Source organism: Stenotrophomonas sp. STK17_22 (genome assembly GCF_051983905.1).
Taxonomy (GTDB): Bacteria; Pseudomonadota; Gammaproteobacteria; order Xanthomonadales; family Xanthomonadaceae; genus Stenotrophomonas; species Stenotrophomonas maltophilia_A.
Window position 1 is genome coordinate 3,579,486 of record NZ_CP197010.1, and the last position, 17,360, is coordinate 3,596,845.

The 17,360-nt window shown below is 66.2% G+C and carries 23 protein-coding genes and 2 tRNA genes; 14 read left to right on the top strand and 11 right to left on the bottom strand.

The features are described from left to right. Window positions 1-310: 310 nt before the first annotated feature. Entirely contained in the window at window positions 311-466 is a 156-nt protein-coding gene (locus ACSYS9_RS16760; protein ID WP_177179536.1) for a hypothetical protein, read from the bottom strand. A 180-nt stretch (window positions 467-646) separates the two neighbouring features. Between ACSYS9_RS16760 and ACSYS9_RS16765 the strand changes: the two genes are divergently transcribed. Further along, window positions 647-1,132 carry a hypothetical protein gene (locus tag ACSYS9_RS16765; protein WP_049423886.1) on the top strand — a complete coding sequence of 162 codons (486 nt, stop codon included), beginning with the start codon at window positions 647-649 and terminating at the stop codon, window positions 1,130-1,132. 6 nt (window positions 1,133-1,138) lie between these two features. On the opposite strand, the gene ACSYS9_RS16770 is transcribed toward ACSYS9_RS16765, so the two are convergent. Continuing rightward, window positions 1,139-1,900, bottom strand: coding sequence for an SDR family oxidoreductase (locus ACSYS9_RS16770; RefSeq protein WP_032130300.1), 762 nt, complete (start codon window positions 1,898-1,900; stop codon window positions 1,139-1,141). A 132-nt stretch (window positions 1,901-2,032) separates the two neighbouring features. Between ACSYS9_RS16770 and ACSYS9_RS16775 the strand changes: the two genes are divergently transcribed. Next, complete coding sequence (locus ACSYS9_RS16775; protein ID WP_071229679.1) at window positions 2,033-2,875, top strand: bifunctional transcriptional activator/DNA repair enzyme AdaA; 843 nt, start codon at window positions 2,033-2,035, stop codon at window positions 2,873-2,875. A gap of 181 nt (window positions 2,876-3,056) precedes the next feature. Here ACSYS9_RS16775 and ACSYS9_RS16780 read toward each other — a convergent pair whose 3' ends face one another. Then, window positions 3,057-4,082, bottom strand: coding sequence for an NADP-dependent oxidoreductase (locus ACSYS9_RS16780; RefSeq protein ID WP_071229678.1), 1,026 nt, complete (start codon window positions 4,080-4,082; stop codon window positions 3,057-3,059). Between the two features lie 334 nt (window positions 4,083-4,416). Here ACSYS9_RS16780 and ACSYS9_RS16785 point away from each other — a divergent pair. The 8 genes from ACSYS9_RS16785 (at window position 4,417) to dxs (ending at window position 11,623) form a co-directional block, all read left to right on the top strand. After that, window positions 4,417-4,492, top strand: a tRNA-Phe gene (locus ACSYS9_RS16785). Between the two features lie 73 nt (window positions 4,493-4,565). Next, window positions 4,566-4,641: transfer RNA gene (locus ACSYS9_RS16790), tRNA-Phe, on the top strand. Window positions 4,642-4,741: 100 nt separating this feature from the next. Beyond that, window positions 4,742-5,317: a hypothetical protein gene (locus tag ACSYS9_RS16795; RefSeq protein WP_071229677.1), complete on the top strand. Its 576-nt coding sequence runs from the start codon at window positions 4,742-4,744 to the stop codon at window positions 5,315-5,317. 96 nt (window positions 5,318-5,413) lie between these two features. Continuing rightward, window positions 5,414-5,965, top strand: a complete 552-nt coding sequence (locus ACSYS9_RS16800) for a lipocalin family protein (RefSeq protein ID WP_032130303.1) — start codon at window positions 5,414-5,416, stop codon at window positions 5,963-5,965. 162 nt (window positions 5,966-6,127) lie between these two features. Beyond that, the gene (locus tag ACSYS9_RS16805; RefSeq protein ID WP_032130304.1) at window positions 6,128-6,604 is read left to right on the top strand and encodes an LEA type 2 family protein; all 477 of its coding nucleotides are present in this window, start codon (window positions 6,128-6,130) and stop codon (window positions 6,602-6,604) included. A 65-nt stretch (window positions 6,605-6,669) separates the two neighbouring features. Further along, window positions 6,670-8,460, top strand: coding sequence for an acyl-CoA dehydrogenase C-terminal domain-containing protein (locus ACSYS9_RS16810; RefSeq protein WP_071229676.1), 1,791 nt, complete (start codon window positions 6,670-6,672; stop codon window positions 8,458-8,460). 484 nt (window positions 8,461-8,944) lie between these two features. Further along, window positions 8,945-9,610 (top strand): HNH endonuclease, encoded by a 666-nt coding sequence (locus tag ACSYS9_RS16815; RefSeq protein ID WP_014037907.1) that lies wholly within the window; start codon window positions 8,945-8,947, stop codon window positions 9,608-9,610. A 105-nt stretch (window positions 9,611-9,715) separates the two neighbouring features. After that, window positions 9,716-11,623: a 1-deoxy-D-xylulose-5-phosphate synthase gene (gene dxs, locus ACSYS9_RS16820; RefSeq protein WP_071229154.1), complete on the top strand. Its 1,908-nt coding sequence runs from the start codon at window positions 9,716-9,718 to the stop codon at window positions 11,621-11,623. Between the two features lie 152 nt (window positions 11,624-11,775). On the opposite strand, the gene ACSYS9_RS16825 is transcribed toward dxs, so the two are convergent. The 3 genes from ACSYS9_RS16825 to ACSYS9_RS16835 form a co-directional block, all read right to left on the bottom strand. Then, window positions 11,776-11,979, bottom strand: a complete 204-nt coding sequence (locus tag ACSYS9_RS16825) for a hypothetical protein (protein WP_005417823.1) — start codon at window positions 11,977-11,979, stop codon at window positions 11,776-11,778. Between the two features lie 167 nt (window positions 11,980-12,146). Further along, window positions 12,147-12,710, bottom strand: coding sequence for a DUF3011 domain-containing protein (locus tag ACSYS9_RS16830; protein ID WP_049401711.1), 564 nt, complete (start codon window positions 12,708-12,710; stop codon window positions 12,147-12,149). 132 nt (window positions 12,711-12,842) lie between these two features. Continuing rightward, the gene (locus ACSYS9_RS16835; protein WP_049423877.1) at window positions 12,843-13,049 is read right to left on the bottom strand and encodes a hypothetical protein; all 207 of its coding nucleotides are present in this window, start codon (window positions 13,047-13,049) and stop codon (window positions 12,843-12,845) included. A 404-nt stretch (window positions 13,050-13,453) separates the two neighbouring features. On the opposite strand from ACSYS9_RS16835, the gene ACSYS9_RS16840 reads away from it, so the two are divergent. From ACSYS9_RS16840 to ACSYS9_RS16855, 4 genes are all read left to right on the top strand, one after another. Beyond that, window positions 13,454-13,738 carry a hypothetical protein gene (locus ACSYS9_RS16840; protein ID WP_071229150.1) on the top strand — a complete coding sequence of 95 codons (285 nt, stop codon included), beginning with the start codon at window positions 13,454-13,456 and terminating at the stop codon, window positions 13,736-13,738. Window positions 13,739-13,750: 12 nt separating this feature from the next. Then, window positions 13,751-13,984 carry a DUF1653 domain-containing protein gene (locus ACSYS9_RS16845; protein WP_032128669.1) on the top strand — a complete coding sequence of 78 codons (234 nt, stop codon included), beginning with the start codon at window positions 13,751-13,753 and terminating at the stop codon, window positions 13,982-13,984. 86 nt (window positions 13,985-14,070) lie between these two features. Beyond that, window positions 14,071-14,643: a TetR/AcrR family transcriptional regulator gene (locus ACSYS9_RS16850; RefSeq protein ID WP_049401207.1), complete on the top strand. Its 573-nt coding sequence runs from the start codon at window positions 14,071-14,073 to the stop codon at window positions 14,641-14,643. Between the two features lie 13 nt (window positions 14,644-14,656). Further along, a complete protein-coding gene (locus ACSYS9_RS16855) occupies window positions 14,657-14,989 on the top strand; it encodes an SMR family transporter (RefSeq protein WP_005410423.1) in 333 nt (110 codons plus the stop codon). Between the two features lie 22 nt (window positions 14,990-15,011). Here the strand turns inward: ACSYS9_RS16855 and ACSYS9_RS16860 are convergent, their stop codons facing one another. From ACSYS9_RS16860 to ACSYS9_RS16880, 5 genes are all read right to left on the bottom strand, one after another. Then, window positions 15,012-15,185 carry a DUF1328 domain-containing protein gene (locus ACSYS9_RS16860; RefSeq protein WP_006380555.1) on the bottom strand — a complete coding sequence of 58 codons (174 nt, stop codon included), beginning with the start codon at window positions 15,183-15,185 and terminating at the stop codon, window positions 15,012-15,014. Window positions 15,186-15,279: 94 nt separating this feature from the next. Further along, the gene (locus ACSYS9_RS16865; protein WP_032128667.1) at window positions 15,280-15,921 is read right to left on the bottom strand and encodes a LysE family translocator; all 642 of its coding nucleotides are present in this window, start codon (window positions 15,919-15,921) and stop codon (window positions 15,280-15,282) included. A gap of 98 nt (window positions 15,922-16,019) precedes the next feature. After that, a complete protein-coding gene (locus tag ACSYS9_RS16870; RefSeq protein ID WP_071229149.1) occupies window positions 16,020-16,628 on the bottom strand; it encodes an ATP-dependent Clp protease proteolytic subunit in 609 nt (202 codons plus the stop codon). A 37-nt stretch (window positions 16,629-16,665) separates the two neighbouring features. Then, window positions 16,666-17,013 carry a polyketide cyclase gene (locus ACSYS9_RS16875; protein ID WP_071229148.1) on the bottom strand — a complete coding sequence of 116 codons (348 nt, stop codon included), beginning with the start codon at window positions 17,011-17,013 and terminating at the stop codon, window positions 16,666-16,668. Beyond that, window positions 17,013-17,324 (bottom strand): ArsR/SmtB family transcription factor, encoded by a 312-nt coding sequence (locus ACSYS9_RS16880; RefSeq protein WP_042358872.1) that lies wholly within the window; start codon window positions 17,322-17,324, stop codon window positions 17,013-17,015. Before ACSYS9_RS16880 ends, ACSYS9_RS16875 begins: the two co-directional genes overlap by 1 nt. Between the last annotated feature and the right edge of the window lie 36 nt (window positions 17,325-17,360).

Sequence of the window (17,360 nt, forward strand, 5' to 3'; positions counted from 1 at the left end):
CTGCCTCAGCGCCTCGCCCAGCGTGATCCCAGCGGCCTTGGCATCTACTGCCAGAAGCTCTGCTTGAGACTTGGGAACCTTCGGGTCCGGAAGAAGATCGCTGTAGCGCTTACCCTGCCCGGCCTTGGCCCGAACCCGGGCCGAGAACGGCTCGCGGACCTTGGCGTGCGTGTTCACCAGTGCCGCAAGGGCTGCGGTGGGTGTTACGCCCTGCTGCCGCGCCAAGGCTCGAAACGCGCCCGCCCTGTCAGCGTCGATGTGGACCGTAGGCAACCGGCTCGGGGCCGGCTGCCTGGTGATTCTGTAGGAGTCAGTCGCCGTCATGTGCCAGCTCTGCAATGCGCGCCTCCAATGCTCGGTTCAACCCGGACTTGCTGCGGCAAGCCTGCCGGGCCAGCACATCGCGGGCATCGCCATGGTTCCACGCGGCGGCCTCAACGAGATAGCGCTCCGCTTCGTCGCTCATCCTCCACCCGGTGATCGAGTCTTGGCAATCGACCTGTGGCAGCATGCCAGCGAGCACGTAGGCCGCCTCAGCATGACCGGGCCACAGGTCAGTCCTGTGCCAACGTCATGTGCAGGCACTGGCTTGCCGCTGCGGCCCCCGTGCAGCCAGAATCCGAGGCACCACGCCCACCGGTATGCCATGCCCTCTTCTGCCCAGCACGCAGCACACGCCGTGCCGATGCGCCTCGATGCGACCGACGGCAGCATCCAGCTCGGCAATCTGCCGGCCTTGATCTGCCCCACGCTCTCACTGGATGAAGCGCGCATCGCCTTTACCGCCTTGGTAAGTGGGGAGCGTGATGTCGGCACCGGCTATCACTGGTTGAGCCTGCACCGGCTCAGCCTAGGCGGTGCGCCCGCTGGCATCAGCCTGTGCTTCCTCGGACAACAGCTCGACATGGTGACGATGGGGGTCGATCTACCCGGTGCAGCACTGGAAGACGGCTGGCCGACCCAGGCCGCAATCGATGCAGAAGTCGCCTTCATGCGCCGCACGCTGGGTGCGGCGCTGGGTCGCAAGCTGAGCGGCGGCCAAGCCCGGTTCAACTGGGGCGAAGCCTGGGCCCGTTTCGATCCGAAAGGCTTCATGGCCAGCAGCGGCATTCGCTACTCACCACGCACGTGACCGCGCTCAGGTACGGGTGATCGACACCCCACCCTCCACGCGCATCGCGGTACCCGTAACGAAACTGCTCTCATCGCTGGCCAGGAACAGCGCCGCATTGGCGATCTCCTCCGGCTCGGCGAGGCGCTTGAGTGCGTGCAACGAGCGCACGAAGTCGCGGGCATCGCCGGTCGGTGCGGCCTGCCGGCCCATCTCCGTATCGGTGCCACCGGGCAGCAGTACGTTGCTGCGCACACCGCGCGCACCGTATTCGGCAGCGATCACCTGGCTCAGGCCGATCAGCCCGGCCTTGCTTGACGCATAGGCCGCCATGCCCGGGAATCCCACGGTGTGGCCGACGAAAGTGCCAACGAACACCAGCGAGCCGCCGCCGCGCGCCAGCAGTGCCGGCAGCTGCGCGCGTGCCGCATGGAAGGCGGCGTCGAGATTGGTGGCCATCACCTCGCGCCAGGCATCCACCGGAAACTCCGCCGCCGGCACGCCCGGGCCGAGCATGCCGGCATTGTTGAGCGCGATGTCCAGGCCGCCGAATGACTGCTGGGCCAGATCGACCAGCGCCTGCGCCGTGCCCGGGTTGGCCACGTCGGCGGCATGCACCACGGCTTCGCCACCGGCAGCGCGAATCTGCTCGGCCAGCGCCTGCAGCGGCTCCGGCCGCCGTGCGTTGAGCACCAGCTTTGCTCCTTCGGCGGCGAAGCGCAGCGCGCTGGCGCGGCCGATACCGGCGCTGGCACCGGTGATGAGAGCGATCTTGTTGTTCAGGCGCATGGTCGTGGTACCGGTTGTGAAGTGGCCGCCACGATGCCGTGCGTTCGGCCCGCCAACACTCCGTTTCCGGGCCTCACAGGTGAGTGCAGGAAACGGAGTTTCCGCAGCACCGGCACGTGCCAGAATCCGGCCATGGACAGTACCGCCACCACCGCCCTCGATGACCGCATCGAACGGGTCTGCCGCCACCTGCAGACCAGCCTCGACGAACCCTCGCTGCAGGAACTGGCCGATATCGCTGGCTGCAGCCCGACGCGCCTGCATCGCCTGTTCAAGCAGTCCACCGGGCTGACCCCCAAGCAGTACGCCGCCGCGCTGCGCGCCGACCGCCTGCGCACCGGGCTGGAACAACAGGAACGCATCACCGACGCCTTCCACGATGCTGGCTTCGGATCCAGTGGACGCTTCTACGAGAACGCACCGAAGTTGCTGGGCATGACGCCCAAGCAATGGCGCGCAGGGGGGCGCGGCGAAGTCATCCACTTCGCGCTTGCCGAAAGCTCACTGGGCAGCGTGCTGGTGGCCAGCAGCGGGACCGGCGTGGTCGCGATCCTGCTCGGCGACGATCCGGAGACACTGCTGCAGTCGTTGCAGCAACGCTTCCGCCAAGCCGAACTGGTCGGCGCCGACCAGGGCTACGAGCAACTGGTGGCACAGGTCGTAGGCATGGTCGAGGATCCTTCGCGGGGCGCCACGCTGCCGCTGGACATCCGTGGCACCGCGTTCCAGCAACGGGTGTGGCAGGCACTGCAGCAGATTCCGCGCGGGCACACTACCTCGTATGCGGATATCGCCGCGCGTATCGGCGCGCCGCGCTCAAGCCGTGCCGTCGCACGCGCATGCGCAAGCAATCCGTTGGCGGTGGCCGTGCCCTGCCACCGCGTGGTGCGCCGCGATGGCGACCTGTCCGGCTATGCCTGGGGCGTAGCGCGCAAGCGCGAACTGCTGCGCCGGGAAAAGGCCTCGACTGCCTGACGTGGGTGCCGACCTTGGTCGGCACACCCAGCTTCCGATAGCTGCCGACCTTGGTCGGCACACCCAGCTTCCCGTAGGTGCCGACCTTGGTCGGCACACCCAGCTTCCCGTAGGTGCCGACCTTGGTCGGCACACCCAGCTTCCCGTAGGTGCCGACCTTGGTCGGCACACCGCCAAGGCCTCAATCCAGCTTCACCACCAGCTTTCCGAAGTTGCGCCCCTGCAACAGCCCGAAGAACGCCTCCGGCGCATTCTCCAGCCCTTCCACCACATCCTCGCGGTACTGGATGCGGCCGTCGCGCAGCCATTGCGGCATCTCGCGTTCGAACTCCGGCCACAGATGGTTGAAGTCGTGCACGATGAAACCACGCACGGTCAGGCGCTGGCGCAGGATCTGGCTGAACAGTGCGGGCAACCGGTCCGGGCCGGGCTGCTCGACGCCCCGCTCGTTGTAGGTGGCGATGGTGCCGCACACCGGAATGCGGGCGAAGTCGTTGAGCAGCGGCAGCACTGCATCCAGCACATGGCCACCGACATTCTCGAAGTACACGTCGATGCCGGCGGACACTGCCGCGCGCAGTTGATCGGCAAAATCAGCCGCGCGATGATCCAGCGCCACGTCCACGCCCAGCGTCTGCAGATAGGCACGCTTGGCTTCGCCGCCGGCGATGGCGACCACGCGCGCGCCCTGCAGCTTGGCCAGCTGGGCCACGGTCGCGCCCACCGGCCCGGTCGCGGCAGCCACCACCAGCGTCTCGCCCGGCTTCAAACGGGCGATTTCATGCAGGCTGGAATAGGCGGTGAAGCCGGGCATGCCATACACGCCCAGCGCGGTACTCAGCGGCAGTCCGGCCGGGTCCAGGCGGCGCCCCAGTGCCCTGGCCGGCAGCACCGCGTGGGTCTGCCAGCCACCCGGCGCCAGCACCAGCTCACCTGCGGCTACGCCCTCGGCGTTGGACTGCAGCACCTCGGCCACGGTCTGCCCTTCCATCACCGCGTCCACCGCCACCGGCGCGGCGTACGACGGGCCCTCGTCCATGCGTCCACGCATGTACGGGTCCAGCGACAGGTAGCGGTTGCGCAGCAGCACCTCGCCATCGGCCAATGACGGCAACGCAACCTGTTCCAGGCGGAAGTTGGCTGCACTTGGCGCCCCCTGCGGACGCGACGCAAGCACGATGCGGGAGGTGGTCGAGGGATCGGACATGGCCAGGTCTCTGCTGTTGCCAGCATCAGGAAAGGAGTGCCGACACTACGCCGCAGCCATCCCCGATGGCGGCCACGAAAACAGCGTTCCATCACCCGGACCGGCGCGGGTCCGGCGCAGCCCTTGCCCTTGCAGCTTTGGCGATCGCGGCGATCTGCTGATTTCCACCGCAGACGATGATCGACTGGCCACGCCCCGCCCCAGGACGAAGGATCAAGCACTTGCGAGCGCGCAGACGGCAATGTGAAGAAATCTTGGCAAAACGCTTGCCGAAGGCAGCCGACCTCCGTAATATACGCGTCCTTGGCAGCGACCTCGCTGCAACGAAACACGTGGCCGAGTAGCTCAGTTGGTAGAGCAGGGGATTGAAAATCCCCGTGTCGGCGGTTCGATTCCGTCTTCGGCCACCACTTTCGAAGGCCTGCAGAAATGCGGGTCTTTTTTTTCCGGAAACCGGGTTTGATCACGGTTGCCACACAATTTGGCCGAGTAGCTCAGTTGGTAGAGCAGGGGATTGAAAATCCCCGTGTCGGCGGTTCGATTCCGTCTTCGGCCACCATCTTCAGAGACCTGCAGAAATGCAGGTCTTTTTTTTTGCGCGATCGTGCCTGCCGTCTCTGTAGTACCGTCCTTGGTTCACTGCATGGAGCACTGATGACATGGATGACACCCCTTCCCTGTCCCAACTACGGCAATCGCTGCGTCGCCTGCAATGGCTGGTTGCCGGGCTGTCCGTATTGTTGCTTGGCTTGGCCGCAGTCACGGCCTGGCTGCTTTCGCAGCGCGATGCCCCATTACACGTCGATCATTTGAGCACGCGGCAGCTGCAGGTACTCGACGAGCACGGCGTGGTACGGGTGGAGATTGGCCAGGACAGCGTAGAAGAAGGGCGACGAAGCCGCGCTGCCGGCATCCTGATTTTCGACGCTTCCGGCGCCGAGCGAGGCGGCCTGAGCACGTTCGAGGACAACAGCGTCGCTCTTGCTCTGGACGCCCCGAAGGGACAGGGCGAGGACCGGTGGCGGGACCGGGCCGGACTCCGTGTGGACGCCAACGGCTCCGCGCAACTGCTGCTGACCGACAATCTGACCCGCGGCGCAGTACGCCTGCATTCCAAGGGAACTGGCGGCGGAGGGCTGGACACCTTCAAATGGGATATGGGCAGCGGCACGTTGCATACGCGGACACTTACCTTTGACGGCGACGAGCGCAGTCAACGCCCGTTCGAGCAGTAGCCGCAACCGACGACGGCAATGGTGCCGGCGCATGGAACCTTTACACGCGCCCGTGGCCGCTCGCCTAAGCTCCAGACTCCTGCCTGGAGCCTGCCGATGCCTCTGCGCCCCACCCTGCTTGCCTGCCTGCTGCTGGCCGCCTCCCCGGTGATCGCCGCCGAACCGGTGCGCGCAGTCGACACGCTGGACATCGACCGCTACGCAGGCCAGTGGCACGAGATCGCGCATCTTCCGGTGTCGTTCCAGAAGCAGTGCGTTGGCGAAATCACCGCCAACTACGGGCTGCGCCGCGATGGCCGCATCAGTGTCACCAATGCCTGCCGCAACGGCGACGGAGAACGCGTGGTTGCTGAAGGCGTGGCACGCCCGGTTGCCGGCCATCCCGGCCAGTTGCAGGTGCGCTTCGTGCCGGACTGGCTGAGCTGGGTGCCACTGGTCTGGGCGGACTACTGGGTCCTGGCACTGGACCCGGACTATCAGTGGGCGTTGGTCGGTGAGCCGGACCGTAAGTACCTGTGGATCCTCTCGCGCCTGCCGGAAATGGATCGCGCCCGGTTCGAACAGTTGAAAGAGAAAGCCGAGACGATGGGCTACGACCTCGGCCCACTGCGCCTGATGGCTCCGATTCGCGATACGCCCGCCGACTGAACCGCGCCGCATCCGGCGCACCACGCGCGCGCCATCCGGCGCCGCGCACGCCCGGCCGCCATCTTCACGCGCTACCCTCTGCGACGGGTCGCCACAGGCGATCCAAACGACCATACGCCGTAGTATGCTTATCCAACGCACCCCTCCAGAGGACCTGCGCCCATGCTCCACCGCTTCCGTATCGCCTTGATCGTCCTGTGCACCCTCGCCCTTGTTGCCTGCAACAACGGCATCGTCAAGCGTGTTTCGGAACCGGCGGCCAGCCTGCAGCAGCTGACCGTGCGCGCCGACGGCAACTGGACCGTGGCCCTGCGCCTGCAGAACTACAGCTCCATGCCCATGACCTTCGATGACGTCGCGCTGGCGCTGACCGTCGGCGACAGCGACGCCGGCACCCTGCAGGCCAAGCCGGGCATTTCCATCGGCGGCACCTCGGCCGACGTCATCCAGGTCAACCTGGTGCCCAGCTCGGCCGCACGCCTGGTGGTGGCCGATGCGCTGGCCAGCAACCGCACCCTGGCCTATGGCCTGAAGGGAACGGTGGCAGCCACGCCGCAGGAAAAGAAGCAGCGCAGCTTCGACATCAGCAGCCGCAGCACCCTCAACCAGGCCCCGGGCCTGCCGGGCGTGCTGCGCTGACTCCCGCTTTCCGCCGCGGCGCCCGGCGCCGCTCCCCCTGTCCCTGATCCAATCGAGACGTACCGATGAGCAGCTACACCGCCCCGCTTTCCGACCTCCGTTTCGCCCTGCACGATGTGCTCAAGGTCGAACCCCTGTTCGCCCGCCTGGGCTTCACCGACGCCACCGCCGACGTGGTCGATGCCGTGCTGGAAGAAGCCGGCCGCTTCAGCGCCACCGTGCTGGCCCCGCTCAACAGCGTCGGCGACGAGATCGGCTGCGTACTCGACCAGGCCTCCGGTGAAGTGACCACCCCGCCCGGCTTCAAGCAGGCCTACGACCAGTTCGTCGATGGCGGCTGGACCGGCCTGACCGCCTCGCCGGAGCTGGGCGGCCAGGGCCTGCCGCACACCCTGGGCGTGCCGCTCAACGAAATGATCAATGCCGCCAACCTGGCGTGGGGCAACTTCCCGCTGCTCTCGCACGGCGCCATCGAAGCGCTGAAGCAGCACGGCGAGGCCTGGCAGCACGAGGCCTTCCTGAAGCCGCTGATCGAGGGCCGCTGGACCGGCACCATGTGCCTGACCGAACCGCACTGCGGCACCGACCTGGGCCTGCTCAAGACCAAGGCCGAGCCGAATGCCGATGGCAGCTATTCGATCACCGGCACCAAGATCTTCATCACTGCCGGCGAGCACGACCTGACCGGCAACATCGTGCACCTGGTGCTGGCCAAGCTGCCCGACGCCCCTCCGGGTGCCAAGGGCATCTCGCTGTTCGTCACCCCGAAGTTCAAGGTCGACCGCGAAGGCAACGTCGGCGAGCGCAACGCACTGCGCTGCGGCTCGATCGAGCACAAGATGGGCATCAAGGGGTCGGTCACCTGCGTGATGAACTTCGATGGTGCGCAGGGCTACCTGGTCGGCCAGCCGCACAAGGGCCTGCAGGCCATGTTCACCATGATGAACACCGCGCGCCTGGGCGTCGGCCTGCAGGGCATCGGCCTGTCCGAGCGCGCCTACCAGAACGCACTGAAGTACAGCCGTGAGCGCCTGCAGTCGCGCGCCCTGAGCGGCGCCAAGTTCCCGGACAAGCCGGCCGACCCGATCCTGGTCCATCCGGATGTGCGCCGCATGCTGCTGACGGTGAAGTCACTGGTCGAGGGCAGCCGCCTGCTGGCCCTGCACGCCGCCACCCTGATCGACGTCGCCCACCACGCCGAGGATGCCGCCGAGCGCGAGCGCGCCGACACCCTGGTGAGCTTCCTGACCCCGATCTCCAAGGCCTGCCAGACCGAATGGGGCATCGAGAACACCTACAACGCCCTGCAGTGTTTCGGTGGCCACGGCTACATCCGCGAACACGGCATGGAGCAGCTGGCCCGCGATGCACGCATCACCACGCTGTATGAAGGCACCACCGGCATCCAGGCGCTGGACCTGATCGGCCGCAAGACCGCGTCCAGCCAGGGTGCCGGCCTGAAGCTGATGCTGGCCGAGATCGAGGCGTTCGCCAAGGCCAACGAAGGCAACGAAGCGCTGGCCGAGTTCATCGGCCCGCTGCGCGCCAAGGCCGCCGAATGGGGCAAGCTGACCCTGGACGTGCTGCAGCGCGCGGCCGCCAACCCGGACGAACTGGGTGCAGCCAGCTACGACTACCTGTTCTATTCGGGCTACGTGGTGCTGGCTTACTGGTGGGCCCGCAGCGTGGCGGCCGCCGATGCCAGCGCGCACGGCGCCGCTTTCGCTCAGGGCAAGCGCGAGACCGCACGGTTCTACTTCGCCCGCGTGCTGCCGCGCACCCTCGCCCACGCCGCCGCGATCCAGGCCGGCGCCGCCCCGCTGATGGCGATGGACGACGAGCGCTTCGGCGCCTGAGCCGGGCGGCGCCCGGCACCCGCGGAGGCAACGGCTGGAGCAACAGCAACAGCCGGCTTCCTGAGGGATGGCAGGGTGGGTCCAATTGCGGGGGGCGCTGCAAGTACGTCCATGTAAGCTCGGTCGCCGCATCCATGCGGCTCACGCCCCCGCAACCGGACCCACCCCGCCCTCGACAGATTTCTGCTGCTGGTAGGTGTCGCCCTTGGTCGACACCGTAGATCCACGCCATGCGTGGATGGAAACCACCGAAATCCATCTGGAGAAAAGCCCCCTTTTGTTAAAGGGGGCGCGCCGACAGGCGCGGGGATTAGGAAGAATGCGCGGGCAACCCAGCGCGCCAACGGCGGGCTGGGTTGCTAAAGGGGGCGCACCGACAGGCGCGGGGGATAGGAGGAATGCGCGGACCTGAATCGTTGCGATTTGCGTATCGCCGACAGGCGATACACAAATCGTCAACATTCAGGTATAAGCTGTTCTCCCGATGGAGACAGACACTACACGCTTGGGTCTGATCGAAGCCGGAGCTCCGTTTTCTGCTCCGGGCGCCGAAGCATCGCCCAACGCCACGACGCTGCATCGCCCCGGTTCGGTCCGGCTGCTCTCGCTTGATGCCCACGGACGCGTACTGGACTGGATCACCTGGCAGGATGCGGCGTGCCTCTACGCCCGCGAAGCCGTCGCCTGGACACTCGGCGATCCCTGCCTGCACATCCACGGCGGCACCAACCGCTTCAGCGGCCTGCAGAGCGGCATGGACCTGCACCCGATCATCGCCGCCCGCGGCCACGCCCGCTCCCGCGCGATCGACCCCACGCCAAACCTGACCAACCAGGCCCTGTTCGCCCGCGACGCGCACCTGTGCATGTACTGCGGCCAGCAGTTCAACCGCCCCACGCTCACCCGCGACCACGTCATGCCGCTGTCCAAGGGTGGCCTGGACTGCTGGGAAAACGTGGTCACCGCCTGCTTCCACTGCAACTCGCGCAAGAGCGACCGCACCCCGCAGCAGGCCGGAATGCCGTTGCTGGCGGTGCCTTACCGGCCCAGCTGGATCGAGCACCTGATCCTGTCCAACCGCAACATCCTGGCCGACCAGATGGCCTTCCTGAAGGCGCAATTGCCCAAGCGGTCAAAACTGAGCACCTGAATCGCTGAAAATGCAACCCTCACCGTCCTGTCACGGGCGGCGGCGTTTGCTTGCCCCACCCCCGTTTGAGGGCGAAAATGGGCGTTCAGAACAAGTGCGAACATGATGATCGACTCTGCCCGCTATCCCCGCCTCGCGCGCATCCAGACACCGGATGACCTGCGCACGTTCGACGAATCCGAATTGAGGGCGGTCGCCGACGAACTGCGCGCCTACCTCATCGAGTCGGTGGGCAAGAGCGGCGGGCACTTCGCCGCCGGCCTGGGCGTGATCGAACTCACCGTGGCCCTGCACTACCTGTACCAGACCCCGCAGGACCAGCTGGTCTGGGACGTCGGTCACCAGACCTACCCGCACAAGATCCTGACCGGTCGCCGCGACCAGATCCACACCGTCAAGCAGAAGGACGGCGTCGCGCCGTTCCCGAAGCGCGAAGAGAGCGAGTACGACACCTTCGGCGTCGGCCACTCCTCGACCTCGATCTCGGCCGCACTCGGCATGGCCATCGCCCGCCAGTCCGAAGGCGACAACCGCCAGGTCGTTGCAGTGATCGGTGATGGCGCAATGACCGCCGGCATGGCGTTCGAAGCGCTGATGCACGCCGGTGGCATGGAGCCCGAGCCGAACCTGCTGGTGATCCTCAACGACAACAACATGTCGATCTCCGAGGCGGTCGGCGGTCTGACCAAGATGCTCGGCCGCGCCACCGGCAGCCGCACGCTCAATGCGCTGCGCGAAGGCGGCAAGAAGATCCTCGGCGACAAGAAGAACAACCCGGCGCGCTTCGTGAAGCGCTGGGAAGAACACTGGAAGGGCATGTTCGTGCCGTCCACGATGTTCGAGGAAATGGGCTTCCACTACACCGGCCCGATCGACGGCCACGACATGCCGGCCCTGCTGTCCACGCTGAAGACGCTGCGCGCCTCCAAGGGCCCGAAGCTGCTGCACGTGATGACCACCAAGGGCAAGGGCTACGAGCCGGCCGAAGGCGACCAGATCGGTTACCACGCCGTCGGCCCGTTCGATCCGGACAAGGGCCTGGTGGCCAAGGCCGGTGCCAAGAAGCCGACCTACACCGATGTGTTCAGCGACTGGCTGTGCGATGCCGCCGCTGCCGAGCCACGCCTGTACGGCATCACCCCGGCGATGCGCGAAGGCTCCGGCCTGGTGCGTTTCAGCAAGGAATACCCGCAGCGCTATTTCGACGTGGCAATTGCCGAACAGCACGCGGTCACCCTCGCCGCCGGCATGGCCACCCAGGGTGGCAAGCCGGTGGTGGCAATCTATTCGACCTTCCTGCAGCGCGCGTACGACCAGCTGGTGCATGACGTGGCCATCCAGGACCTGGACGTGCTGTTCGCGATCGACCGCGCCGGCGTGGTCGGTCCGGACGGCGCCACCCATGCCGGCAACCTCGACCTGAGCTTCCTGCGCTGCGTGCCGAACCTGGTGGTGATGGCTCCGTCCAATGAAGCCGAGTGCCGGCAGATGCTCAGCACTGGCCTGCAGCATCCGGGCCCGGCTGCCGTGCGCTATCCGCGCGGCACCGGCACCGGCGTTGCCGCCGGTACCGACCTGTCCACCCTGCCAATCGGCAAGGGCGAGCTGCGCCTGCAGGGCAGCCGCGTCGCGCTGCTCGCCTTCGGCAGCACCGTGGCCGCCGCCGAACAGGTCGGCCGCGAACTGGGCCTGAGCGTGGTCAACATGCGCTTCATCAAGCCGCTGGACCGCGAGCTGGTGCTGGCCGTGGCCGCCCAGCACGAGGGCCTGGTCACGATCGAAGACAACGTGGTGGCCGGCGGCGCCGGCTCCGGCGTCGGCGAACTGCTCAACGCCGAAGGCGTATTGCGCCCGATCCTGCACCTGGGCCTGCCCGACAGTTACCAGCACCACGCAAGCCGTGAGGACCTGCTGGCCGAAGCCGGTATCGATGAGGCGGGCATCCGCGCGGCGGTGCTCAAGCGCTGGCCGCAGCTGGCTGCCGGGACCCCGCCGCTCAGCGCGGCAGGCTGAGGCCGGTCACCACCAGTAGATCCACGCATGGCGTGGATCTACTGCGGAACAGGGGTCGATCCACGCCATGCGTGGAGACAGATGCAAAGTAGATCCACGCCGTGCGTGGATGGCGGGCTCCGGAACGATGATCTGGCCGGAAACCCCAACCCTCAGCCGTAGCTGACCGCTTCCACGAACGCACCGCTGGCCTCCACCCGCACCGCAGCGCGCTGCCCGGTGTCGACGAAGTGGAGGCGTGCAAGGGTTTCAGCGAAATCGTAGGCCCGGGCACCATCGCGGAACTCGATCGGTTCCGGCCGGTCCGGGTGCAGCACGCGCCATTGGCGTTGCTCGCATTGCAGGCGGATCAACATGCAGCTCACTCCTTGAGGCAGCGTATCGACGGTGGCGGGACGGGCGTGCCGGTTACGGCAGACTTCATCGCGACGGATCAGGGGCACGCAGGGGTGCCCTGATCACAGAAGATACGACGTTCAAAATGTGAGCTGTATCAGATTATTCTGATTTTCGATGGGCGAGCTCAATTCACCTGGAACTGCGCCCGGCAGCCGTCGCTGACCCAGATGCCACGACGGTTCCAGCCCCAGGTCTGGCCCTCGATGCAGGCGCTGCGTGAATCCTGACGCACCAGGCGCACACCACGACGGATGCGGGCATCACAGTACTCCTGGCGGTGGCCGTTGGAATGGCAGGTGATCACCTCACCCCCGCCCCAGCCATTGCCACCGTTGCCCCAGCCGTTGCCATGGCCACCACCCCAGCCACCGCCACGGCGGTACTCGCCAACGAACTCGGCACGGCAGCCCTGGGTGACCCACACACCGTAGCGCGATTGCCCCCAGGTCTCGCCTTCCACGCACGGCGAACCGGACAACTGGCGGATCATCCGGGCACGGCCTTCCAGGCGGCATTCATTGCTGCGGTTCTTGATCGATTCGCAGCGGACGATGCCGCCGCCATCACGACCGCCATAGCGATCGTCGTCATAACCGTAGCCATAGCTCTGCGCCTGCGCGCCGCCTGCGGCCGCCAGCATCGGCAGCAGCGTGCAGGCCAGGGTGCGCCAGGTGAGTGCCTTGCCCATCGGAATCTCCGGATGAATACGATGGCGCAAGCATCCGGGATTCGTGGCGCGGCGCACAGAGGGGCGCACCACGGCGGTTTTTTCCCCATTCAAACAACTCAACCGTGGCTGACTGCGCCTCGGCCGGTGGCGTCACTCCCCGATATGGAGCGCATCCACGGTGCTGCCGAGCGCCTCGACCCGGACCGTGCTGCGCTGGCCGGTGCGACGATGGTGCTCGAGGGCCAGCGCAGCGGCCGCGTCGAAGGCATCGGCACCGCGGGCGTAACGGGTGGCGTCACCCGCCTTCGGATGCAACACGGACCAGTGCCGGGCAGTGCATTGGACGGTAAAGACCATGAGAAGCTCCTGCGGAAGGAAAGAGGCGGTGACAGGCGGCAGAGCCACGTGCCAGTACACCCTCAGGCTATCGATCGCGTCGGAGATGGCCCATCAGATTTGTACGAAAATGCCTCAGGATTCGGTCGGGCGCTTCCCAACCCTCACATCCCTGAGGCTGTTTAGTGAAGGCGTTCCGTGACCCTTGTCACGGAGTTGACGGAGCTTCACACTACCGTCACCAACAGGGGCCCCTTCCACATGCGCACCTTCTTCTCGCAGCAGCGCTGGACGCTGCTGAAGTTCTATTTCGTGGCCAGCTATCTGGTGCTGATTGAAGAGCTGATCCGCGCCGCCATGCACTGAGCGCTTGCTGGAGGGCTATTTGCGACAGACACTGTCGCTTTAGGCACGGAGCCCGCCCGATGAAAGCGCTTCTTCTGATTCCAGCCCTGCTGGTGCTGACCGCGTGCGCCAACCAGCACGACGCCGCCGCACATGCAGATGCGGCGCCCACCTCGTCTGCGATACCGAAGGTGGGCGGCGATCGCGATGCCCACGGATGCATTGGTTCGGCCGGCTACCAGTGGTGCGAGCACAGCCAGCGTTGCGAACGCCCGTGGGAACTGGCACAGGCACAGGGCCTGGCCAATACCGCCGAGGCCATCGATGCCTACTGCGCGAAGCCGGCCAGCCCGGCACGCAAGTGAGGCGCGCACCCCATGGCTGAGCTGAGCCCGCTACCCACCCTGGCCCCGGGTCGCTACCGCCACTTCAAGGGCGGCGAGTACGACGTGCTCGATATCGTCCGCAGCAGCGAGACGCTGGAGCCACTGGTGCTGTATCGCGCGCTCTATGGCGAAGGCGGCCTGTGGGTGCGCCCGTATGCCATGTTCGTCGAACAGGTACCGGGCGAACACGGACCGCAGCCGCGTTTCGCCCGCATCGACGCATGACGGTTCCGCTGCCGGCCCTGGCCGGCAGCGCGGTGACACCACGGGCCTGCGTTACAATCGTACCGTCCAGTCGGTTTCTTCCCGCCATGTCCGCATCCCCCTCCCGCTCGCGCCGCAAGGCGCCCGACAGCGTGCGCCAGTCACTGCTGCAGGCCACCATTGAAGTGATCGGCCGTAATGGCCTGGCCGCGCTGACCGTGCAGGACGTCGCACAGGCCGCCGGTGTCAGCAAGGGTGCGCTGTTCCATCATTTCAGCAGCAAGCAGGCACTGGTGGATGAAGCCATCGGAGCGCTCATCGGCGAATTCGAAGCGCGGGTACGTGCCCTGCTGCAGGAAAACCCCGAAGGGCATGGTCGTTTCAGCCGCGCCTATGTGCAGGCCAATTTCGAGCATCTGCTGCAGCAGGAACAGGACAACGACATCGGCCTGACCCTGGGCAACCTGATGGAACCAGCCCTGCTCGCGCATTGGCGTACCTGGAAGCGTGCGATGCTGGCCGAGTTCGCCGGCGAAGCCAACGATCCCCGACTGTATGCGGCGCGCTGCGCTGCCGATGGCTACTGGGCCACGGCCTATGGGCGACCGCTGGACGAGGAAGAACGCGCCAACGCATTGGCGATGGCCGAACAGGCCCTGAAACTATGCGACCCGCAGTAAGCAGGAGCGCTCAATGAATCCCTACCTCTACCTTGCCGCTGCCATCGTGCTGGAAGTAATTGCCACGTCGCTGCTGAAGGCATCCGACGGCATGAGCCGGCTGGCGCCGACACTGGGCGCGCTGGTCGGCTATGGACTGTGCTTCTACCTGCTGTCGATGACCATGAAGTCGATCCCGACCGGCATCGCCTACGCGATCTGGTCCGGCGTCGGCATCGTGCTGATCTCGCTGATCGGGCTGGTGGTGTTCAAGCAGCGCCTGGATGCACCGGCGTTGATCGGCATCGGCCTGATCTGTGCTGGCGTACTGGTGATCAATCTGTTCTCGCGCAGCAGCGCACACTGAGTACGCTGCTGCGCGATCAACGCTAGCTGACCTTCTTCGCTACGGTCATGCCGAGCAGGAACAGCACCACGGCGATGATGATGCCGGCCCAGAACAGGAACTTGGCGATGCCGACCGCGGCGCCGGCAATGCCGCCGAAGCCGAGCACGCCCGCAATGACGCCGATGATGGCGAAGATGATGGCCCACTTGATCATGTCAAACCTTTCCCCGTGGGGACTGCGTACTGGATGATCAGGCTAGGCCGTAGCCGATGCGGCAGTCGTGAACAGGCCGCGTGCACGGCGTGAATCAGCGCGGGCGGAAACGCAGAAGGGCCACCGCAAAGGCCAGGAACACGCTGCCCACCAGCCGCTCGAACCAGCGCCGCGCGAAGGGTTTGGCCAACCATCGGCGCAGGCCATGGCCACCGGCGGCATACATCACGTACCAGAACAGTTCGCAGCCGGCGAAGGTGGCGACCAGCACGCTGTACTGCAGCGCCTGGCCACGCGACGGGTCGACGAACTGCGGCAGGAACGCCGCAGCGAACAGCAGCAGCTTGGGATTGCTCAGGCCCACCAGAAGGCCACCACGGAACACCTTCCACGCGCCCAGCGACGCCGCAACCGGCAGCGCGGCATCGACCGTCACCGGTGGTGCCGGACGGCAACTGTCACGCCATGCCTTCAGGCCCAGCCAGGCCAGATAGGCCACGCCCAGATAGCGCAACACCTCAAACAGCATCGGCGAGGAATGCAGCAACGCACTCAGGCCTGCTGCGGAGGCCGCCAGCACCAGCAGCATCGCCAGCAGGCAGCCAGCCATCGCCGGCACGCTACCGCGAAAGCCGAGCCCGACGCTGCGACCGAGGATATGCAGCATGTTCGGCCCCGGCGTACCACACAGAACGAACACCGTGGCGAGGAACCACCACCAGGTATGCAGGGCCATATCGGACATCCACTTCAGAAGATCCCACCAGCATAGAGTGCGCCGGCCTGGCGCGGCACACACAGCGCAGCATGGATGCGGTGGTTACAGAGGCAGGCTCAGGCCGCGAGCGCGTCGCGCCGTACCAGTACCTGATCGATCAAGCCCCATTCGCATGCCTGCTCGGCACTCATGAAACGATCGCGGTCCAGGGTCTGCTCGACCTCCTCGACACTGCGTCCGCAATGCTGCGCATACAGCCGGGTGATGCGCTGCTTGGTGCGCTGCATTTCCTCGGCATGGATGAAGATGTCCGACGCCTGGCCCTGCACCCCGCCCAGCGGCTGATGCACATGCAGGCTGGCATTGGCCAACGCCGCACGGTGACCGGGCTCGCCGGCCATCAGCAGGAACGATCCCATCGACCGCGCGGTGCCCATGCACAGCGTATGCACCGGGGCCGAGATGTATTGCATGGTGTCGTACATCGCCAGGCCGCTGGAGATCACCCCACCCGGCGAGTTGATGTACAGATGGATCGGCTTCTCCGGGTTTTCCGATTCCAGGAACAGCAGCTGCGCGCAGACCAGCGCCGACACAGTGTCATCGACTTCACCGTTGAGAAAGATGATGCGCTCGCGCAGGAGCCGCGAGTAGATGTCATAGGAGCGCTCACCGCGCTCGCTGCGTTCCACCACCATCGGTATCAGCTGCATTCTGTCCCGCATGTGCCTGCTCCCTGTAGCGTTTGATCCAGGCGCCGCCTCAGGCCGCGCGCATCATGGTGCGATGATCGTCGTTGGCGGCCAACGGCAGCAGCGCGCGCAGGTCGGTGAGCCGATGCACGATGGTCAGCACCGTCCCCCCGCCGTCCGCGCGCAGCTGGAAACACACCAGGCTGTGCAGATGCGGAGGCTGCGCATCGCGCAGGCGGAATCCCAGCTCCCGCCCCTCCTCGCACAGGCAGGGCTGCGGATCGGCAAGATCGGCCGCAGGCATCCAGCGCTCACGCAGCGCCGGATCGCGCAGTGCGCGCCAGACCCGTTCCGGTGGCGCTGGCAGCCACTGCTCCATCACCAACGCGGGAGCCGCTTCGTTCAGAACATCGTCCATCAGTCCATCTCCTTCAGCAGATCCTGCAAGGCATCCATCCGCGCGGGCCAGTAGGCCCGGTAGCGCTGCAGCCAGTTGCCGATGTGCGCCAGCCCGCGCGGATCGACCTCGTAGTGGACGAAACGGCCTTGGCGCTGTTCGCTCACCAGCCCGGCATCGCGCAGCACCGCCAGGTGCTGGGACATCGCAGACTGGCTGATCGCCATGCCCTCGCGCAGCGCGCTGGCATGCTGCCCGCCTTCGGCCAGCTTTTCGAAGATGTGGCGGCGGGTGGGGTCGGCCAGTGCTTTGAAGAGGGCGTTCTCGATCATGACCAACACATTAGCAATCACTAATGTGTAGTGCAA

Bases quoted from the DNA above. Each gene is read 5' to 3' on its own strand.
- ACSYS9_RS16760 (WP_177179536.1), bottom strand. From the start codon at position 466: ATGAGCGACGAAGCGGAGCGCTATCTCGTTGAGGCCGCCGCGTGGAAC.
- ACSYS9_RS16765 (WP_049423886.1), top strand. From the start codon at position 647: ATGCCCTCTTCTGCCCAGCACGCAGCACACGCCGTGCCGATGCGCCTC.
- ACSYS9_RS16770 (WP_032130300.1), bottom strand. From the start codon at position 1,900: ATGCGCCTGAACAACAAGATCGCTCTCATCACCGGTGCCAGCGCCGGT.
- ACSYS9_RS16775 (WP_071229679.1), top strand. From the start codon at position 2,033: ATGGACAGTACCGCCACCACCGCCCTCGATGACCGCATCGAACGGGTC.
- ACSYS9_RS16780 (WP_071229678.1), bottom strand. From the start codon at position 4,082: ATGTCCGATCCCTCGACCACCTCCCGCATCGTGCTTGCGTCGCGTCCG.
- ACSYS9_RS16795 (WP_071229677.1), top strand. From the start codon at position 4,742: ATGGATGACACCCCTTCCCTGTCCCAACTACGGCAATCGCTGCGTCGC.
- ACSYS9_RS16800 (WP_032130303.1), top strand. From the start codon at position 5,414: ATGCCTCTGCGCCCCACCCTGCTTGCCTGCCTGCTGCTGGCCGCCTCC.
- ACSYS9_RS16805 (WP_032130304.1), top strand. From the start codon at position 6,128: ATGCTCCACCGCTTCCGTATCGCCTTGATCGTCCTGTGCACCCTCGCC.
- ACSYS9_RS16810 (WP_071229676.1), top strand. From the start codon at position 6,670: ATGAGCAGCTACACCGCCCCGCTTTCCGACCTCCGTTTCGCCCTGCAC.
- ACSYS9_RS16815 (WP_014037907.1), top strand. From the start codon at position 8,945: ATGGAGACAGACACTACACGCTTGGGTCTGATCGAAGCCGGAGCTCCG.
- dxs (WP_071229154.1), top strand. From the start codon at position 9,716: ATGATCGACTCTGCCCGCTATCCCCGCCTCGCGCGCATCCAGACACCG.
- ACSYS9_RS16825 (WP_005417823.1), bottom strand. From the start codon at position 11,979: ATGTTGATCCGCCTGCAATGCGAGCAACGCCAATGGCGCGTGCTGCAC.
- ACSYS9_RS16830 (WP_049401711.1), bottom strand. From the start codon at position 12,710: ATGGGCAAGGCACTCACCTGGCGCACCCTGGCCTGCACGCTGCTGCCG.
- ACSYS9_RS16835 (WP_049423877.1), bottom strand. From the start codon at position 13,049: ATGGTCTTTACCGTCCAATGCACTGCCCGGCACTGGTCCGTGTTGCAT.
- ACSYS9_RS16840 (WP_071229150.1), top strand. From the start codon at position 13,454: ATGAAAGCGCTTCTTCTGATTCCAGCCCTGCTGGTGCTGACCGCGTGC.
- ACSYS9_RS16845 (WP_032128669.1), top strand. From the start codon at position 13,751: ATGGCTGAGCTGAGCCCGCTACCCACCCTGGCCCCGGGTCGCTACCGC.
- ACSYS9_RS16850 (WP_049401207.1), top strand. From the start codon at position 14,071: ATGTCCGCATCCCCCTCCCGCTCGCGCCGCAAGGCGCCCGACAGCGTG.
- ACSYS9_RS16855 (WP_005410423.1), top strand. From the start codon at position 14,657: ATGAATCCCTACCTCTACCTTGCCGCTGCCATCGTGCTGGAAGTAATT.
- ACSYS9_RS16860 (WP_006380555.1), bottom strand. From the start codon at position 15,185: ATGATCAAGTGGGCCATCATCTTCGCCATCATCGGCGTCATTGCGGGC.
- ACSYS9_RS16865 (WP_032128667.1), bottom strand. From the start codon at position 15,921: ATGGCCCTGCATACCTGGTGGTGGTTCCTCGCCACGGTGTTCGTTCTG.
- ACSYS9_RS16870 (WP_071229149.1), bottom strand. From the start codon at position 16,628: ATGCGGGACAGAATGCAGCTGATACCGATGGTGGTGGAACGCAGCGAG.
- ACSYS9_RS16875 (WP_071229148.1), bottom strand. From the start codon at position 17,013: ATGGACGATGTTCTGAACGAAGCGGCTCCCGCGTTGGTGATGGAGCAG.
- ACSYS9_RS16880 (WP_042358872.1), bottom strand. From the start codon at position 17,324: ATGATCGAGAACGCCCTCTTCAAAGCACTGGCCGACCCCACCCGCCGC.